At 59.7% G+C, this 16,287-nt stretch carries 18 protein-coding genes and 1 tRNA gene; 12 read left to right on the forward strand and 7 right to left on the reverse strand.

The features are described 5' to 3' along the window. Positions 1 to 53: 53 nt before the first annotated feature. From K9B37_RS07650 to K9B37_RS07670, 5 genes are all read left to right on the forward strand, one after another. Positions 54 to 614: a hypothetical protein gene (locus K9B37_RS07650; protein ID WP_224312471.1), complete on the forward strand. Its 561-nt coding sequence runs from the start codon at positions 54 to 56 to the stop codon at positions 612 to 614. A gap of 50 nt (positions 615 to 664) precedes the next feature. After that, the gene (locus K9B37_RS07655; protein WP_224312472.1) at positions 665 to 1,231 is read left to right on the forward strand and encodes a putative glycolipid-binding domain-containing protein; all 567 of its coding nucleotides are present in this window, start codon (positions 665 to 667) and stop codon (positions 1,229 to 1,231) included. Between the two features lie 109 nt (positions 1,232 to 1,340). Further along, complete coding sequence (locus tag K9B37_RS07660; protein ID WP_224312473.1) at positions 1,341 to 1,592, forward strand: (2Fe-2S)-binding protein; 252 nt, start codon at positions 1,341 to 1,343, stop codon at positions 1,590 to 1,592. A gap of 82 nt (positions 1,593 to 1,674) precedes the next feature. Then, the gene (gene bfr / locus K9B37_RS07665) at positions 1,675 to 2,163 is read left to right on the forward strand and encodes a bacterioferritin (RefSeq protein ID WP_224312474.1); all 489 of its coding nucleotides are present in this window, start codon (positions 1,675 to 1,677) and stop codon (positions 2,161 to 2,163) included. A gap of 94 nt (positions 2,164 to 2,257) precedes the next feature. Beyond that, entirely contained in the window at positions 2,258 to 2,770 is a 513-nt protein-coding gene (locus tag K9B37_RS07670; protein WP_224312475.1) for a YqhG/Tai3 family protein, read from the forward strand. Between the two features lie 40 nt (positions 2,771 to 2,810). On the opposite strand, the gene K9B37_RS07675 is transcribed toward K9B37_RS07670, so the two are convergent. The 3 genes from K9B37_RS07675 to K9B37_RS07685 all read right to left on the reverse strand — a co-directional run bounded on the left by K9B37_RS07675 (position 2,811) and on the right by K9B37_RS07685 (position 8,936). Continuing rightward, positions 2,811 to 5,528, reverse strand: a complete 2,718-nt coding sequence (locus K9B37_RS07675) for a bifunctional acetate--CoA ligase family protein/GNAT family N-acetyltransferase (protein ID WP_224312476.1) — start codon at positions 5,526 to 5,528, stop codon at positions 2,811 to 2,813. 108 nt (positions 5,529 to 5,636) lie between these two features. After that, entirely contained in the window at positions 5,637 to 6,167 is a 531-nt protein-coding gene (locus K9B37_RS07680; RefSeq protein ID WP_224312477.1) for a GNAT family N-acetyltransferase, read from the reverse strand. 54 nt (positions 6,168 to 6,221) lie between these two features. After that, positions 6,222 to 8,936 carry an ATP-binding protein gene (locus K9B37_RS07685; protein ID WP_224312478.1) on the reverse strand — a complete coding sequence of 905 codons (2,715 nt, stop codon included), beginning with the start codon at positions 8,934 to 8,936 and terminating at the stop codon, positions 6,222 to 6,224. 194 nt (positions 8,937 to 9,130) lie between these two features. On the opposite strand from K9B37_RS07685, the gene K9B37_RS07690 reads away from it, so the two are divergent. The 6 genes from K9B37_RS07690 to K9B37_RS07715 all read left to right on the forward strand — a co-directional run bounded on the left by K9B37_RS07690 (position 9,131) and on the right by K9B37_RS07715 (position 12,609). After that, positions 9,131 to 9,511: a phasin gene (locus K9B37_RS07690; RefSeq protein ID WP_224312479.1), complete on the forward strand. Its 381-nt coding sequence runs from the start codon at positions 9,131 to 9,133 to the stop codon at positions 9,509 to 9,511. 27 nt (positions 9,512 to 9,538) lie between these two features. Beyond that, positions 9,539 to 10,030: a phasin family protein gene (locus K9B37_RS07695; protein ID WP_224312480.1), complete on the forward strand. Its 492-nt coding sequence runs from the start codon at positions 9,539 to 9,541 to the stop codon at positions 10,028 to 10,030. A 73-nt stretch (positions 10,031 to 10,103) separates the two neighbouring features. Then, positions 10,104 to 10,544: an NUDIX hydrolase gene (locus tag K9B37_RS07700; RefSeq protein WP_224312481.1), complete on the forward strand. Its 441-nt coding sequence runs from the start codon at positions 10,104 to 10,106 to the stop codon at positions 10,542 to 10,544. 300 nt (positions 10,545 to 10,844) lie between these two features. Next, positions 10,845 to 11,552, forward strand: coding sequence for an outer membrane protein (locus tag K9B37_RS07705; RefSeq protein ID WP_224312482.1), 708 nt, complete (start codon positions 10,845 to 10,847; stop codon positions 11,550 to 11,552). Positions 11,553 to 11,749: 197 nt separating this feature from the next. Then, positions 11,750 to 12,118, forward strand: coding sequence for a hypothetical protein (locus tag K9B37_RS07710; RefSeq protein ID WP_224312483.1), 369 nt, complete (start codon positions 11,750 to 11,752; stop codon positions 12,116 to 12,118). A 137-nt stretch (positions 12,119 to 12,255) separates the two neighbouring features. Continuing rightward, on the forward strand, positions 12,256 to 12,609 hold the full coding sequence (locus tag K9B37_RS07715; RefSeq protein WP_224312484.1) for a hypothetical protein: 354 nt from the start codon (positions 12,256 to 12,258) through the stop codon (positions 12,607 to 12,609). 86 nt (positions 12,610 to 12,695) lie between these two features. On the opposite strand, the gene K9B37_RS07720 is transcribed toward K9B37_RS07715, so the two are convergent. Next, positions 12,696 to 13,844 (reverse strand): GGDEF domain-containing protein, encoded by a 1,149-nt coding sequence (locus K9B37_RS07720; protein WP_224312485.1) that lies wholly within the window; start codon positions 13,842 to 13,844, stop codon positions 12,696 to 12,698. Between the two features lie 488 nt (positions 13,845 to 14,332). On the opposite strand from K9B37_RS07720, the gene K9B37_RS07725 reads away from it, so the two are divergent. Continuing rightward, positions 14,333 to 14,602 (forward strand): hypothetical protein, encoded by a 270-nt coding sequence (locus tag K9B37_RS07725; RefSeq protein WP_224312486.1) that lies wholly within the window; start codon positions 14,333 to 14,335, stop codon positions 14,600 to 14,602. 3 nt (positions 14,603 to 14,605) lie between these two features. Here the strand turns inward: K9B37_RS07725 and K9B37_RS07730 are convergent, their stop codons facing one another. The 3 genes from K9B37_RS07730 to K9B37_RS07740 all read right to left on the reverse strand — a co-directional run bounded on the left by K9B37_RS07730 (position 14,606) and on the right by K9B37_RS07740 (position 16,232). After that, entirely contained in the window at positions 14,606 to 14,827 is a 222-nt protein-coding gene (locus K9B37_RS07730; RefSeq protein ID WP_224312487.1) for a hypothetical protein, read from the reverse strand. Positions 14,828 to 14,969: 142 nt separating this feature from the next. Next, positions 14,970 to 15,046 (reverse strand) — tRNA-His (locus K9B37_RS07735). A 205-nt stretch (positions 15,047 to 15,251) separates the two neighbouring features. Next, complete coding sequence (locus K9B37_RS07740; RefSeq protein WP_224312488.1) at positions 15,252 to 16,232, reverse strand: tripartite tricarboxylate transporter substrate binding protein BugD; 981 nt, start codon at positions 16,230 to 16,232, stop codon at positions 15,252 to 15,254. Positions 16,233 to 16,287: the final 55 nt, after the last annotated feature.

The raw sequence follows: 16,287 nt of genomic DNA on the forward strand, positions 1-16,287 counted from the left end.
ATCTCTCCCGGCTATGCCGGGAGAGATAAATCGTTTTCTTCAGTGCAAGCGAAATGCTGACTGTCCTAGGTATCGTCATCTGGGGCGTCTTGATCTTTGTGATTCCGCTCCTATGCAGCAATATACCCTGTCGTTCCGCAACGCTTTTTGCCGGGCTGAATGCAGGGATCCTCTCGAGCTCGCTCGCGCTCGATACCTGGGCGGCCACTGGGGGTATCACTCAGAATAAGCTAGACGAATTTTTGCTGATTACGCTGCCAATATTTTACATTGCTTCTCTTATGATCGGCGCTGCAACTATCCCGAAATACGTCTTGCACGCGCCGACACATACCAAAGCAATCATCTTTGGAGTACTCGGCGCAATTGCAAACTATTTCCTATTCATGATCCTAGTAAACGTCGCTGGATTAGTGCGCTATATCTACTTGAACAGTCCCTTGCAGAAAGGAGCCATGCTCGGACTTTTCATCGAGCTGGTGACGCGAGTTCTTCATTTTGATCACTTCGCTATAACAGTTATCATTGTCTCTTCACTCGTTTCTATGGTCGCAAGCGTTGCAATCATTCAGAAAACTGAGAACTTGTTCGACTCAGATCGCCAAAAGCACTGACCGCTCCATATGCTTCCGCATTGCATGATATTAGCTGTGAAACTTGAAACATGATCTCCCATCTCATTGCCCGCACGATCCGCTGGTCGGCCTGGGATGGCGGCGAAGCTGGGTTGGAGCATGTGGAGGTCAGCCCGATCGAGGGCGGAGTCGAGTTCTCCGGAGTAGTGGTCGGACAGGATGAGGGTATCCGCTTCGGCCTGACCTACCGCGTCAGGACCGATTCCCATTGGCGGACGCGGGAGGCGTGGCTCAGGACAGCCTCGGGACGACGGCTGCATTTGAAGAGCAACGGCCAGGGCTCGTGGCAGGCGAACGGAGCCGATCAGCCTGCTCTTCAGGGCTGTCTCGATATCGATATCCAGGCCTCCCCCGTCACGAATACGCTGCCCATCCGGCGGCTTTCCCTCAAAACCGACGAGTCCCTTGAGATCAGGCTTTGTTATATCGCCGTACCCACCCTCGACGTGACCCCGCGCGACCAGCGTTACACGGCGCTCACACCTGGGCGACGTTACCGCTTCAAGAGCCTCGACAGCGGGTTCGAGGCGGATCTGCCTGTCGACGGGGACGGCTTCGTTCTTGACTATCCAAGCCTTTTCAAACGCCTTCCTTAAAAAGCGGCGCCGTGACAACGGGGCGCAGCCGGAACGCTTTGCCTTGGAGCTTTATTCAGGTTAAGTACTTGATAAACCTCTAGTTTTTAGTAATTCTAAACTAAACATCATGATCGTTTGCTCCTGCAATGTCCTTTCCGACGGTGATGTCAAAGCGTGCCTGACGCCGGGACCAGGATGCCCGCGGACTCCGGCGCAGGTCTATCGCTGTCTCGGATGCAGCCCGAACTGCGGACGCTGCGTCCGGACGATCAGAGCCATCATGGACAAGGCACTGGCCGATGCCGGCCTGGAACCGACATGTCAGCGCGGCTGCTGTCCCGCCTTGCCGGAGCAGGCGGCAGCGGAGCCCGCGGTATGACCATCAAGATCCTTTTCCTCGTTCGGAATTCCTCTAAATAGAGGGGCGCGGCGCATGAGCGCCTGTTCGAATGAGGGTCAGGATGAAGGGCGATCAACGAGTTATCGAGTATCTCAATCGCGGTCTGCGGAGCGAGCTGACGGCAGTCAACCAGTATTGGCTACACTATCGCCTTCTCGACGATTGGGGCTACAAGGAACTCGCCAAGGCGTGGCGTGAGGAATCCATCGAAGAGATGCATCACGCCGACCGCTTCATCGAGCGCATCATCTTTCTCGACGGCTTCGCCAATCTCCAGGTTCTCGATCCGCTTCGGATCGGCCAGAACATCCGCGAGATTCTCGAATGCGATCTCGCCGCCGAATACGACGCTCGCAATCTCTATGGCGAAGCGGCCGGCTATTGCGAAAGTGTGGGCGACCGCGTCTCGAAGAACCTGTTCGAGGATCTGATGAAGGACGAGGAAGGCCATATCGACTTCCTTGAAACTCAGCTCAATCTCGTCGAGCAGCTCGGTCTCCAGCTCTATGCTCAGAAACATGTGGGCGGCGTAAAAGGCGACGATCACTAATCCAAAGCATTGTGACGGTCACTGCTTCTCAACGCGCGCACAAGCTGCTCTTGTGTGCACGTTCTTCTGCTCGCAAAGCTTACCGGACGATCCAATGCTTTCCATCGCCTCCCGCCTTCGGCTACCGGCCTATCTCGGATGGTGGACCATGGCATTTGCTCTCCTCTCCACCATGATGCTGAACGGATCACATGCTGTGGAGAGCACGCCCCAGGCGTTTCTAACATCGATCTATAAGAATTATATGGGTAGCGACGCTTCAGGGCTTCGTTGGCGTGGCAGCAGAACGGCGCAATATTTCGACCCTGCCTTGACCAAGCTGATCCAGAAGGATCTCAAGGAATCCAAAGGTGAGATCGGCCGCATCGAATTCGATCCGTTCGTTGATGCCCAGGATTTCGAAATTGAGAATCTCGAGATCAAGGTTTTGTCTCAGGATGCCAATGCTGCGAAGGTCGTTGCATCATTCCGGAATTTAGGCCAACCGGCAGAGATTACCTACGATCTCGCTAAGACGCCGAAAGGATGGCGGGTTGCCAACATAACCTGGAAGCGCCCCGACAGCGGTAACGAGGATCTTCGGTCGGTGCTGTCTCGCCCCCTCTAGGCGTCTCGCCTCGATCAATTTCATCTGATGGCACACACAGTTAGGTCGGGAGGAGATCCATATCCGTGAACTCCGCCACCGGCAGCGTCACCACGCGAAGCTCCGGATCGTTCGGATCAGGACGGACCGCGAAACCGAGCTGGCGACACATGTCGAGCATCGTCGTGTTCTCGCGCAGAACCTGCCCCTCGATGACACGTAGCCCCTCGACCTTCGCCCATTCGATCATCATCCGCATCAGACCCCAGCCGAGACCGAGGCCCTTGAGATCAGAGCGCAGCAGGATCGCATATTCTCCGGTCTCGTGATTGGCATCGGCGTGCAAGCGCACAGCGCCCATCATTTCTCCCGTCCCCTTGTCAAAAGCCACGAACGCGATGGCGCGAGCGTAGTCGATCTGCGTGAGGCGAGCGAGGAACGTGTGGCTGAAATCGCGCACCGGCGCGAAGAAACGCAGGCGCAAATCTTCCGGCGTGACTTGCTGGAAGAAGCGACGAAACTCCTCTTCATCGTCCGGCCTTACTGGCCGCACGAAGGCCTCGCGCCCGTTGCGCAGGAGCATCGTGCGCTCCCATTCCTTGGGATAAGGCCGCACCGCAAAGCGCGGATGCTCCCTGCCCTTCCGCGCCTCCGGGGCGATCGCCACGCGTGCATCCACGGCGATGACGCCGTCCTGGTCCGCCAGCAGCGGATTGATGTCGATTTCGCGGATGTCCGGCAGGTCGGCGGCGAGTTGCGCCAACTTGACTAACACGAGAGCGATGGCCCGCTCGTCCGCCGCTGGCACGTCGCGATAGGCCTTGAGAATCCGCGACACGCGGGTCCGGGAGATCAGATCATGGGCAAGCTTGAGATCGAGGGGTGGCAAGGCCAAGGCCTTGTCGTTGATGACCTCGACCGCCGTTCCACCCCGACCGAACAGGACGATCGGCCCAAAGGATGGGTCATCTGCAAGGCCGACGATCAGTTCGCGTGCCTTGGTCCGTCGAACCATCGGCTGTACCGTCACGCCCTTCACTACGGCATTCGGGCGAAGCCGCGCAGCCCGTTCGAAAATATCGGCCGCCGCCTTCCGCACAGCTTCCTCGGTCGTGAGGTCGAGTTTCACGCCACCGATATCGGACTTGTGCACGATGTCGGGCGAGAGGATCTTCACCGCGACGGTCCCGCCCTCTGCCAGGATGGGACGGGCCGCAGCGGCGGCTTCATCGGGGGTTTTCGCTAAGGTGACGGGCGCCGTCGGAATATCGTAGGCCCGTAGCAAGGCATTGACCTCGAGGGGATCGAGCCAATGGCGGTTCTCGGCCAGCGCGCCTTGGACGACAACTTGAGCCGCCTCCGTATCCGGCACGAAATCGTGCGGCAGACTGTCCGGCGTCTCCATGAGTTCGGTCTGCGCCTCGCGATAGCGGACCAACTGCATGAATCCGCGAACCGCATCGGCCTCCGTTGCGAAATGCGGAATGCGCACCTCCTCGAAAATCCGAGCGGACTCCGGGTCCTCTCCGATCCAGGCGGCAAAAACGGGCTTCTGGATATATTCCGTCGCGCGAGCCTTCTTGATCGTTGCGGTCACGGCGGCGGCGGCCGTAGGCGCATTCGTCACTGCCGTCGGCACGTTGAGAATGAGGATCGCGTCATTGTCGGGATCCACCAGCAAGGCTTCGAGCGCCGCCGTATAGCGCGCTGGATCGGCATCGCCGATGATATCGACCGGGTTCGAACGTGACCAGGTGGGTGGAAGGACCGCATCGAGCCTGCGACGTGTCTCCTGCGAAAGTCCTGCCAGGGTCCCGCCCTGGTCGATCAGGCGATCGACCGCAAGAACGCCCACACCGCCACCATTGGTTAGAATGGCAAGGCGCTTGCCGGGAAAGGGTTTCTGCCGCCCCAGAGTCTCGGCGGCGGCAAAGAGCTGATCGAGATCGAGCACCCGCAGAAGACCCGCGCGACGGAAGGCAGCCTCGTAGACCGCGTCGGAACCCGCCATGGCCCCGGTGTGGGTCGCGGCAGCCTGCGCACCCTGGAGATGGCGGCCCGCCTTGATGGCTACGACCGGCTTGGTGCGAGCGGCGGCCCTGGCCGCCGACATGAACTTCTGAGCGTTGTCGATCGACTCGATATAGAGAAGGATCGCCCGGGTGCCGGCATCGCCCGAGAAGAAATCTAGGCAGTCGCTGAAATCCACATCGATCTTATCGCCCAGCGACACGATTGCGGAAAATCCCACCTTACGCTGTGCGGCCCATTCCACGAGCCCGGCCGCCACAGCACCGGATTGCGAGATCAGCGCCAGATCGCCCCGCAAGGCGTTGCGTGCGGCAAAGCTAGCATTGAGTTTGGCACGCGGTGCGATGACGCCGATACAGTTGGGGCCGACGAGGCGCAGCCCATGTCGACGCGCCGCCAGGCAGGTCTGCTCGGAGAAAGAACCTGCTCCATGGCCAAGGCCTGACGTCGCGATCACAGCCGCGGCAACCCCGCTGCGGCCAGCCTCCTCGATGACACCGACCACATTTGGAGGCGGCACGGCAACCACGACAAGATCCGGAATCTCAGGGAGCTTCGAGATCGACGGAAAGCACTTCCGGCCTTCGATCTCGCGGTGATGCGGGTTCACGGGGTGGATTGGCCCAACGAAGCCACCCTCTATCAGATTGTGCAGGAAGGTGAGACCCAGCGATCCAGCGCGAGGACTCGCACCAATCACCGCAACGGAACGCGGCGCAAAAAGTCTGTCGAGGCGATAGGTGGACATGAGAATCCTTCGTCTCGTGAGGGGATCGTCACAACACCTAGGGCATTTTGTTGAAATGTCCGAGGCTCAAAATGATCAGAACTGCGCCCTTGCAATCACGGCCGTCGATCATGCGTGTTCCGAGAAATCGATGAACAGGAGTTCTTCGTCGTAGAAGATATCGTCGATACGGATAGCTTTGCGTTCAATGCCGTAGGGTTTGAAGCCGAGCTTATGGTAGGTGCGGCGGGCACTTTCATTGAAGAGCCCGACAGCTGCCTCGATCACGACGACATGGCGCGCCGCATGATCGACAACCTGCCGGACTAGGGCGTCACCGAGACCACGGCCCCGCGCCTCCGGTCGCACATAGACGCCCCACAATATTCCCTTATGGCGCGCCTTCAGTCGATCCTGGACAACGAAGCCTGCCATCCCTACGAGGCGATCACGGGAGAATGCCGCAAAGATCCGATTGGGACCGGTGTCAGGGATACGTGCGCGAAACTCGTCAAGGGATAGACGGATTTCCTCCTCGTAGCTCGATCCGAAGGCTGCCGGAGCGCTTGCGAGCGCCTCCAGCCGCAATTCCCGATATGCATCAGCGTCCGCAGGCATCAGGTCACGCAGAACGAACGATGAAGGATCCTCAGAGGACATGGTAGGGTCTCAACTGCTCATCCTGGGGCCGCGCCGCCTCATCGCTGGAGGCGCTCACTCCGCAAGGACCCGCGTCGGCGGAAAGATGACTTCGACGAGGGTTCCCTCGTTGGGGCTGCTCGATATCTGCAGAGCGCCACGATTGGCCTCGACCAGAGCCTTGGTGAGCGGAAGCCCCAGCCCGGTGCCACCCCGTCTCCGCGAGGTGGCAAGTTGGCGGAAGGGTTCGAGGGCCGCCTGAACCTCCTTCTCGGTCATGCCAATGCCCGTATCGCGAACTCTGAACGCGATCTCGCCCCGGTCCGTGAGAGCCGTGGACACGATCACCTGCCCACCTGCGTCGGTAAACTTGATGGCATTGGAGACGAGATTGAGCACGATTTGGCGCATGGAGCGTTCATCGGCCACGACGGGCGGGAGTTTTGCCGGGAAACTGGTGCGCATGACGATCCGCTCCCGGGCCGCCTGCGGCTGCAGGAGCGTGACGCAAGCCAGAACCAAATCGTTGAGGCTGACACTCGTGAAAGCAAGCTCCATGCGCCCAGCCTCGACCTTGGCGAGATCGAGCAGATCGTTCACGAGGCTGATCACATGGGCGCCGGAGGCGTGAATGTCCTTGAGATATTCCTTGTAGCGATCATTGCTGATCGATCCGAACCGCTCCTCCAGCATGACCTCGGCGAAGCCAAGAATGGCATTCAGCGGTGTACGGATCTCGTGACTGATCTTGGCCAGCAGATCGGATTTCTGGGCGCTTGCTTCCTCGGCCGCCCGCTTGGCGCCGACCAATTCGCCTTCCGCCTTCTTGAAGGCCGTGATGTCCCGGAGCACCGCACAGAACTTCCGGCCCGGCCCGTCATGGACCCGCCCCATGGTCATGAAAAGCGGGATCGTGCCTCCCTGGCGCACGCGCCCCTGAACTTCCCGGCCATCGTTGAGCAGGCTCTGGACGCCCGGTGAACGCAGGCCCTCCAGGTAGTCGAGCGCGACGATATGGCTTTCCGGCGCGAGGAGGACCGTAATGGCATCATCAACCACCTCGCGCTGATCATAGCCGAACAGAGCCTCCGCCGAACGGTTGAGCGAAATGATACGACCGGTCTCGTCAAGGACGATCACCCCATCCGTCGCCGTGTCGAGGATGGATTCGAGCTCGTGGACCCGGCTCTCGCGCTGGCGCATTTCCGCCTCGACGAGCGGCAGGCGCTGGCTGGCATCGGTTTGAGGGATCGGCCGGATCGCCATGAGATCGGCCGGCGCGCCGTCCCACTCGGCATGGGCAAGGCGCACGTCGATCGGGATGCTCTCTCCCTGTCGGGAGGTCAGCGATAGCGGTGAGCCGTCCGCGGCTGCCTCATGCAGAGCAGGCGATGTCCGGAAAAGATGGACGAAGCCACCCTCCGTCACGAGTTCTGACAGAGTGCCATAGCCTGCAAGGTCGAGCAGGTAGCGGTTGACGAACAGGATCTCCTCGCCCCGGTGAACAAGCACACCAACAGGGAGCCGGTCGAGGACGCGTTCGCCATCGGACGGGACAGGAGAGATTGCGGGCAGAGGTTCCTCCGCCCGGTCCGGCTCCGGTGTCGGCTCGGCGACATCGGGTCTGGCCAACGCCGTCGCAGACGGATCCGGCTCCAGACGTGCACCCAGGGCTCGGGCAATCTCCCGGAATGCATTGCGCTCGGCATTGGACAGGCCGGATGCATCCGGCAGGGCACGAGCGCCGCTGGGGCTCGCTTCAGGGGAAAGCCCTCCATCGTCTCGCGGCTCTGCGTTGTCAGGGCGCCCATCCAGAGTTTCCGGCAATGTCTCTCCGGGGCCCTCGATCAAGGTTTCATCCCGTCCCTGCGGATCGTCTCCTATGACGTGACCCTGAGCACTCTCGTCGAAGGTGCCTTCTTCAGCCGCTCCGGAGCCTGCTTCGGCCTTTACGTCGTCAGGAATAGCCGGCTCGCGAATGGCATCCATGCGAACCAGACCGAAGCCACGAAAGCCGACGAGCTCCCGCTGCGCATCAAAGACGGGCATCCCTGCCCAATCGATGGGGACCCGCCGGTCGGAGCCGTCCATGGTCCAGACGACGGTTTGTCCGCTCCAGGTTTCCCTTTGAGCAAACAGGCGTGCGACGACGCCATCCGGATCCTCTGCAGCGGATCGGGTGACCTGATCCCAGGTCCTGCCGATGATGTTTGACGCCTGAGGGCCAACAGCTTCGGCAAGGCCGGATGACACCTGAAGGAAGCGCACCTCCGGATCGGCTTGCCAGATGAAACGGATAGGGCCTCGCGTCTTTGCCGATGCGGGAGGGTCCTCGGACCTCGCGTCAGTACCCGAAACACTCCGCTCCAGGACACTCGCTGGCGTTGCCGAACGCGGCCGCCCGGACAGGCGTGGCACCACCCCGACGATGGCGGTGATCAGCACGGTTTGCCCATCCTCCATTCGTGCGAGGCGACAGGCAAAGGTAACGGGAGGAGACAGATGCCGAGGGTCGAGCCAAAGGCGTTCCAGCCTCGTGCCGTCGAGGGGTGCTCCTCCGTTCGCGAGTGCTCTAAGCCGATCCCGCGCCCGCAGATCGGGAAAGACCCTGCCATCATTGTCGGCAAGGACGGAACACAGTCCGACCGCCGCCGGCGAGGTCCAGAGAAGATGTTCGACCGATGTATCCCAAACGAGAACACCCGTCTCCGGCTTGGCAAACAGCCTTGAAGCCGGATCCGCGGCAAGCCGCGCCAGCATCGTCTCGTATCGGTTAGGAGCGTCCGTCATGAGCGGTTTCTACCCCTCGCGCTCTGTCCATACGCCACAAGTGTGGCTTCGGATCCATTATCGGCGAATGGCTTTTCTGCCAGAACTCCTAAATATCTTTACTTCGTGATAACCTTAACGAATAGGCTCGGGATTGATTTTGCATTGCACAATGTGATATTGCACTGCACAAGAGCCTCAAACAGGAGCGATCCATGGCGACAAACCAAACGACGGGTTACGAGATTCCGGAAGAAATGCGTGATTTCGCGGAAAAGAGCGTCGAGCAGGCGCGCAAGGCCATGGATGGCTTCCTCGGCGCCGCACAGAAGACGGTCGACACCTTCGAAGGATCAGCGAACACGGCCCAGGCAAGCGTCAAGGACGTAACCCGCAAGACCCTCTCCTACGCCGAACAGAACATCGCAGCCGCATTCGATCTCGCCCAGAAGATGGTGCGCGCCAAGAACGTGCAGGAGGCGATGCAATACCAAGCCGAGTTCGTGCGCTCGCAGGTGGAAGCCATGCAGACGCAGATGAAAGACCTCGGATCCGTGGCCCAGGCGGCCATGAAACAGGCTCCCACCAAGAAGTAAGACCCGCTGCCAACCAAGGACGTGGCCATGGCCGAAGCGAAGAAGACAGGCACCACCCGTGCCCGTAAGCAAGCCTCTGCGCCGAAGATCGGACCGGAACTTGCCCTCGAGTCAGTGCAGAGCGTAGTCGCTCCCGATACTCCACCCTCCCCTCCGTCGGCTGCCATCAAGGCACCGATGGCGGAGCCGATGCAGTTTTCTCGCTTCGGCGCGGATCGCGCTGACGCGGTACGGCAAGCCCTGAGCCAGGCAGCCCTGGCGACGGCAAACGGCGCCCTCGAGATCAATGACAAGATCATCGCCGCCGTACAGTCCCAGAGCGATGCCGCAATCGACCTGTGGCGTACCACGTTCAATACGCCTCATCTGACGGATGCCCTGCGCCTCCACGCCAATGGAACCCGGCAGGCATACGAAACAGCATCGGCGCAATGGCAGGACATCGCCGAAGCGACCGCTCGTTGGTTCCACAAGAGCATGGAACCGCTTCAGGCCGCGATGGCTGATCGGGCTCGTTGAGCCTTTCAGCTTCCGAAGACCGGCGCCGACTGCGCCGGTTCCCTGCTTACTCTGTTTAGATTAGGACTTGGCCATGTCTGGCCAAGTCACTCGTTTTCCCATCCCTGCCGTCATCGCCGTCGTCATCCGCGACCAACAAGCTCTCCTGGTGCGACGCGCCAATCCGCCGGATGCGGGCTTATGGGGTTTTCCCGGCGGCAAGATCGGTTATGGCGAGACCGTCTCAGCTGCGGCTTTGCGCGAATTGCGCGAGGAGACCGCCATCGAAGCAACGGCCGCCGAGATCCTCACAAGCCTGGACATCTTCGATCACGACCCGGACGGCACACTGCGACATCACTATGTTCTTATCGCCGTACGTTGCACTTACATGTCAGGCGAGCCTTCGGCCGGCGACGATGCGCTTGAAGCGCGGTGGCTTCCTATCGCGGACCTTGACCCAGAGATATTGCCCATGAGTGCCGACGTAGCGAAAATCGCGCACTTGGCTCTCGATCGGCTTGACCGGACATAAACAGACGACCCTCGAGATAAAATGAAAAGGCCCTGTCGTCTGATCGACAGGGCCAAGGTCTCGATGTCTTGCTTCGGGCGTTCAACCCTTGGGTCAACGTGATCTGCGCACGACAGAGGTCCTGAGATCAAGTCGCGCTGTCAGAACATAGTTGACGAAAAGTGAATGTTTACGAACTGGAAAGCATTACATCAGTTCTCAATTGATAGAGTATTGCAACATTCTTCGCTGAAGGGTTATTGACGCAAGACAGGCACTTCAAGCCTTGCGCTTTTGGTCCCTCAAGCAAGGAAAAAAGTAATGCGTACCTCTCTTCTCGGACTGTTCGCCGGAACCGCCGCCCTGGCTCTCGCTGCTGCAACCGCTCAGGCTGCCGACCTGCCCTCGCGCTATTCCCCCGCTCCGGTCTATAGCGCCGTACCGGCCTTTACCTGGACCGGTTTCTATGCGGGCGCCAATATCGGCTACGGCTGGAGCACCGGAACCAGCCGCTACTACGACCCCGCTTTCGGATATGTCGGAAGCGGCAAGTCCGGCGGCTTCGTCGGCGGTGGCCAGATCGGCTACAATTATCAATTCGGCATGTTCGTCATCGGCGCCGAGACCGATATCCAGTATGCCGCCGTCGGCAATAAGGGCGCGTCCTATGGCCGGATCTATTATCCGGGCAGCTCGGACGGCTTCTTCGGCACGATCCGTGCCCGCGCCGGCGTCGCCTTCGATCGCGCATTGATTTACGGCACCGGCGGCTTTGCCTATGGCGATGTCGGCGGCAACAATGCCTATGATCCGCTGCTCGGCTATCGCCGGGACGACAACACCAACGGCGGATGGACAGTCGGCGCCGGCGTGGAATACGCGGTGACCGGCAACATCACCGCCAAGGTCGAGGGCCTCTACGTGAATCTGGATACCCGCAGCAACTACGCGGGAAGTTCCTACGGAACCGTTCGCCGCGATACCGAGTTCGGTGTCGTTCGGGCCGGAGTGAACTACAAGTTCAACTAGCCACAGACGCGATGGCTCCAAAAGGCCCGGCAGCAATGTCGGGCCTTTTTCTTTGGAGTTCGTCCGAAGACAATTGTCCGGTAATGAGTGTGCTCTATCCTCATCGGATGCAGCATCTCGCCCAACCCGAGCAATGCAGTTCGCACTCGGCTCATCACCCATGTCGCCTGAAGGCGAGCATCTTGAAGGAGGTTTGCGTGAGGAATCTGGCTACGGTCGCCGGACTGACAACGTTGCTCGCGGGATGCGCCTACGAACCGCGGGGCGCCCTGGCCATGGCCTGCAGCGACTATATCGGCCGACCAATTTCCGAACGCATTGCCGCGTATGGAGCCCCTCAGACAGTGGTGCGGCTCAGCCCCACGGAAGTCGGCTATACGTTCGTGGCAAAGACGACCACGTATTCCGGCGGCGATGTCTATTACACAACGAATTACATGGTCGGCTCAGACGCCCACCGGACTCCCGTCTATGCCACGACAACCACGTGCCGCGGCACCTTCGTGACCCGCGCTCCGTCCGATGCGATTCCGGTTGAGCAGCGCATCATTGTCGACGTCCTCTGAGAAGCGAGCGAAAACGCTTCCCAATCATGACGAACTCGTTTCTCCTTTTGCCGTCGCATACCTGCATCCGTGCGGCGGCCGTGCTTCTTCTCATGACCGCTATCACATGCCCTTTTGATCCGGCACGGGCGCAAGGAGTGGCTGACGATAGTCCCTTTGCCGATGCAGAGGTGCCTCCACATCGGCAAGCTCGCTGCAGCGAGGTCGCACAATGGACAAAAGATCAGGAAACAGGCTTCGAACGCAGAGATTTCAGTGTCGTCGGCAAGCTGGCGCTCGTGCATCACGACGGCACCCTCGCCTATCTCGGCCTGTGCGGCGAACCACCCGAGCCGAAGGTGATGTGCATCACTTATCAAACCAATGGTCTGCAGGTCGGTGACGAGGTGATCGTCACCGGAGGCTACAGCAAGCTCAGCGCCGATTATGTCCTCCTCGACCCTTGCCTGGCATCGAGGCTATCCCCTGTCGAGGAAGCGCCTGCCCGTTAGAGCATTCTCGGCGAGATGGGTTCGATTCGTCGTCAAAATACGGCCCACCCAACAAAAGAACCAACTCCACGGGCGTGGAAACAGCTCTAAGCGGGGCAGGATCTCGCGTCAGCGACGACAACCGCGTCTCGGCCGGCAGCTTTCGCTCGGTAGAGGGCCCGATCGGCATCTTGGATGAGTTGATGCACGGTTGCGTCCGCGGCCGCAGCACATCCGATGCTGACCGTTGCTGCTACCTGCTGCCCGAGCGCCATCTTCGCATCGGCCGCGAAGCTTTGTCTGATCTCCTCGGCAAGCTCCTCGACCTGACGTCTCGCCAGAGGGACAACGGCAGCGAACTCCTCACCACCCATCCGACCAAAAGACCCCTCCGGCAGATGAGCGGCAAGCACTTTGCCGAACACGGTCAGAATATGATCGCCGATGTCATGGCCATGGCTGTCGTTGATCTGCTTGAAGTTGTCGAGATCGAACAGGAGACATGCAGCGGGCCTGCCGCCTCCCTGTCGCCGAAGAAGCTCTGAGGCGTTGCGCAGAAAGGCCCGCCGGTTCGGAATCCCGGTGAGTGGGTCTACAAGGGCCGCCTGCTTGTGCTCGTACTCCACCTTCTCCTTGGCCATCGACAAGAACACGAAGGCCAGAGCCGGGATGAACAAGAGGAGAAGCAGTCCCAGATTGGAAGACCATCGCAAAGCCAGAGCATCGACCAATCCAACGCCAGTCGAAACAAACCCTAAGGTGCTGCGGAGGACATAGAAAGCCGTCAGCAACAACAAGAGAATGATCGCCAGCCGCTGCGAGACAAGCCGATAACGAGCGTGTCGCCAAAGTTCCCAGGCAGAGAGAAATGTATAGCTCCCGGCGATAAGACAGGCGACGAGAAGTCTTGCAGGAAAGGAATCCTTGATGATCGGGAAGAGAATGATCCAGACCGTCACTCCCAAGAGACTTGCTACAAGAGGCCTGGGGCGTTCGTTGAATACTCTGCAGCCCGCATAGACGATCCCGTTGACGAGAGCCATCACCGCGTTCGAGCCGAGGAGGATCACAAGGCTAGGCGGCGCCAGACTCAGGGTAATCATGCCCATTCCGAACGGAACGAGACAATAAGCTGCCCCCCACCAGGCGAGTGCCTGCACGTTACGGTTCAGGATCCATGAAAAGAGGAGCAGGAGGCCCAGGACGCCAGACAGCAGCAGGAAGGCCAAACCCAAAGTGATGGGATCGAGCCTCATGGGATCCGTTCAGCGGCCCTGGTCTGATCAAAAGGAAAGCTACCCCTCTCAGATAATGAGGGCCCCTCGGTGCATGAAAGGTCATCCGTCGAACGAGCTCGTCCGGTTCTTATCGTCGCACCCATAGATCTTTCCAACATCACGGGCCCTACCGAAGGGCCTGCCTATCGAACAATGTTCGATGTTTTGATTTTGTATCATTCGCACGGAAAATGGAGTCGAGGCAACTCACGTCTCCGTATCTGAGCACAATACGCTATTTCATTGAGACGTTATTCCATTTGATTATAAATCTACTATTCTCTGATCGCTCTTCATTTGAACTCGACCTTCTCTTCAGCCCCTTCGTCCGGCGAGTATTCTCCCAAAGGCCGTCAGAACAGCATCCTTGGAGAGAACCGGGGACAAGCTTGGTCGTTATGATGATGACAAGACGATTTGACCGTAACCTGCTGCCGACGATCTCCTGTATCCGGTGAAGTTTTAGCATGAGCAGACAGACCAAGACCGCCGCCATCTCCATTCCTCCGAACGAGGCCGCCATCGTGACAGCCAGCAATATGACGGAGTTGGAACTCGTCTTGCCGGACCTTGATGACGAGGAACTTCCCGAAATCCCTACCTTTCTGGTCGCCTGCGCCATGCGATTCCATAGCGACCCGCAATTCGTGCAGGAACAGCTCGACTGGCTGTCCCGGATGCGGGATGCGGATGAGGGGCTGAAGCCGGACGAGCTCAACTCGTCCAATGACGATTGATCTTCAAGGCTTCTCGGATCTCTTGAGGTCGAGAAGGCGTCTTGCCGCGTGGCCACCCGGCGTATTCGCATAAAGGCGATCGTTCAGCCTCGCGACCTGATTTCGCTGAAGCTGCAAGAGAGCCTTCAAACCTTTGATTTGGGCATGGAGCACGCGGGCTTCATGAAGCTGGTCGAGAGCGCTCGCGAACACGCGGCTTCCTTCGGCCTCGTCAGGATCGGTCATGCGGTCTGGGTTCAAACGACGGGATGCCCGAAAAGGGCCCGCGTTAATCTGCCCGTGATTGAGGTAATTTAACGGCCGCACTACCCGAATTTACGGTGAGGGAAGCGGGCTTCGGCGCGGATCATCGGCGCTCTGATTCTAATGGTACAGCCGCCCCGGCTCGAACGGGGGACCCCCAGATCCACAATCTGGTGCTCTAACCAACTGAGCTACGGCTGCACACGGGGCAGGGTGTAATCGCGTCTGAGACGGATTTCAAGGCCCGATTAGCGCGACATCAGGACAAATGGCAGAGGCCCGCCGAGAACCCATGAGATCTGCCGCGGGCGACCGCATCGGGCGGATTTTCGCAGCAGCATGTCAATTTCCGTTTCAAGAACGGTCGGCACCCTTAGGGATTTCCCTTAGGGTGCCTCAATCGTACTTACTGCGCCTTTGTTCCGGCAGCCTTGAGGACCGGCGTCCAGCGGGCGACTTCGGTTTCAACCAGCTTCTGCAGCGCCTCGGGCGAGCGCTCCGCGTCACTCGGGATGACGCCGCCGAGGTCGAGGAGACGCTTCTTGGTATTCTCGTCGGCGAGAGCCTTCACGAGCGCGTCGTTGAGCTTCTTGACGATCTCGGGCGAGGTTCCCTTCGGGGCAAAGACCGCGTTCCAGGCGCTCACCTCATAGCCGTCCAGCCCCGCTTCCTTCGTGGTCGGAACATTCGGGAGAACCGGCGAGCGGACCGGCGTTGCGATCGCAAAGGCCTTGATGTTCCCGCCCTGGATTTGTGGCGCCACGTTGACGATCTGGTCTGTCATGAAGTCCACGGTATTGCCCATGAGATCGTTAAGGGCCGGGCCCGTGCCGCTGTAGCTCACCATGGTCGGCTTGGCCTTGATGACCGAATTGAAGAAGATGCCGGTCATGTGGGACACCGAACCGACGCCCGCATGGGCCATGTTCACCTTGTCCCCGTTCGTCTTCATATACTCGACGAAACCCTTCAGATCGTTGGCCGGGAAATCTTTCCGCGCAACGATCAGGATCGGCGTTCCAGCGGCGAGGCCGACCGGGGCGAAATCTTTCGCCGGATCATATTTCAGATTCGGATAGAGGGCCGGAGCGGCGCCATGGGTTCCCATGTGGCCCATCATGATGGTGTAGCCGTCCGGCTGGGCCTGAGAAGCCCGCGTGATGCCCGTCGTGCCTCCGGCACCGGCCACGTTCTCGACCACGATCTGCTGGCCGAGCGTGTGCGACATGTGCTCACCGACAATCCGGGCGATCACGTCGGTCGGGCCGCCGGCTGCGAAAGGCACGACCATGGTGATCGGGCGCTGGGGATAATTCCCTTGGGCCTGAGCATCCGCAGCGACAGCGAGGCCGAGGCCGGCGGCTAGAGCAATGGCGATTTTCTTCATGGGCTCCTCCTGGAAGATTATTGTCTTACATTGTGGGGAAAGGCTCGTTTGGACA

The sequence above is a fragment of the Microvirga puerhi genome (assembly GCF_020089865.1).
Taxonomy (GTDB): domain Bacteria; phylum Pseudomonadota; class Alphaproteobacteria; order Rhizobiales; family Beijerinckiaceae; genus Microvirga; species Microvirga puerhi.

What these genes read in the sequence shown, in the direction of transcription:
- K9B37_RS07650 (WP_224312471.1), top strand. Translation starts at nt 54, where the DNA reads ATGCTGACTGTCCTAGGTATCGTCATCTGGGGCGTCTTGATCTTTGTG.
- K9B37_RS07655 (WP_224312472.1), top strand. Translation starts at nt 665, where the DNA reads ATGATCTCCCATCTCATTGCCCGCACGATCCGCTGGTCGGCCTGGGAT.
- K9B37_RS07660 (WP_224312473.1), top strand. Translation starts at nt 1,341, where the DNA reads ATGATCGTTTGCTCCTGCAATGTCCTTTCCGACGGTGATGTCAAAGCG.
- bfr (WP_224312474.1), top strand. Translation starts at nt 1,675, where the DNA reads ATGAAGGGCGATCAACGAGTTATCGAGTATCTCAATCGCGGTCTGCGG.
- K9B37_RS07670 (WP_224312475.1), top strand. Translation starts at nt 2,258, where the DNA reads ATGCTTTCCATCGCCTCCCGCCTTCGGCTACCGGCCTATCTCGGATGG.
- K9B37_RS07675 (WP_224312476.1), bottom strand. Translation starts at nt 5,528, where the DNA reads ATGTCCACCTATCGCCTCGACAGACTTTTTGCGCCGCGTTCCGTTGCG.
- K9B37_RS07680 (WP_224312477.1), bottom strand. Translation starts at nt 6,167, where the DNA reads ATGTCCTCTGAGGATCCTTCATCGTTCGTTCTGCGTGACCTGATGCCT.
- K9B37_RS07685 (WP_224312478.1), bottom strand. Translation starts at nt 8,936, where the DNA reads ATGACGGACGCTCCTAACCGATACGAGACGATGCTGGCGCGGCTTGCC.
- K9B37_RS07690 (WP_224312479.1), top strand. Translation starts at nt 9,131, where the DNA reads ATGGCGACAAACCAAACGACGGGTTACGAGATTCCGGAAGAAATGCGT.
- K9B37_RS07695 (WP_224312480.1), top strand. Translation starts at nt 9,539, where the DNA reads ATGGCCGAAGCGAAGAAGACAGGCACCACCCGTGCCCGTAAGCAAGCC.
- K9B37_RS07700 (WP_224312481.1), top strand. Translation starts at nt 10,104, where the DNA reads ATGTCTGGCCAAGTCACTCGTTTTCCCATCCCTGCCGTCATCGCCGTC.
- K9B37_RS07705 (WP_224312482.1), top strand. Translation starts at nt 10,845, where the DNA reads ATGCGTACCTCTCTTCTCGGACTGTTCGCCGGAACCGCCGCCCTGGCT.
- K9B37_RS07720 (WP_224312485.1), bottom strand. Translation starts at nt 13,844, where the DNA reads ATGAGGCTCGATCCCATCACTTTGGGTTTGGCCTTCCTGCTGCTGTCT.
- K9B37_RS07725 (WP_224312486.1), top strand. Translation starts at nt 14,333, where the DNA reads ATGAGCAGACAGACCAAGACCGCCGCCATCTCCATTCCTCCGAACGAG.
- K9B37_RS07730 (WP_224312487.1), bottom strand. Translation starts at nt 14,827, where the DNA reads ATGACCGATCCTGACGAGGCCGAAGGAAGCCGCGTGTTCGCGAGCGCT.
- K9B37_RS07740 (WP_224312488.1), bottom strand. Translation starts at nt 16,232, where the DNA reads ATGAAGAAAATCGCCATTGCTCTAGCCGCCGGCCTCGGCCTCGCTGTC.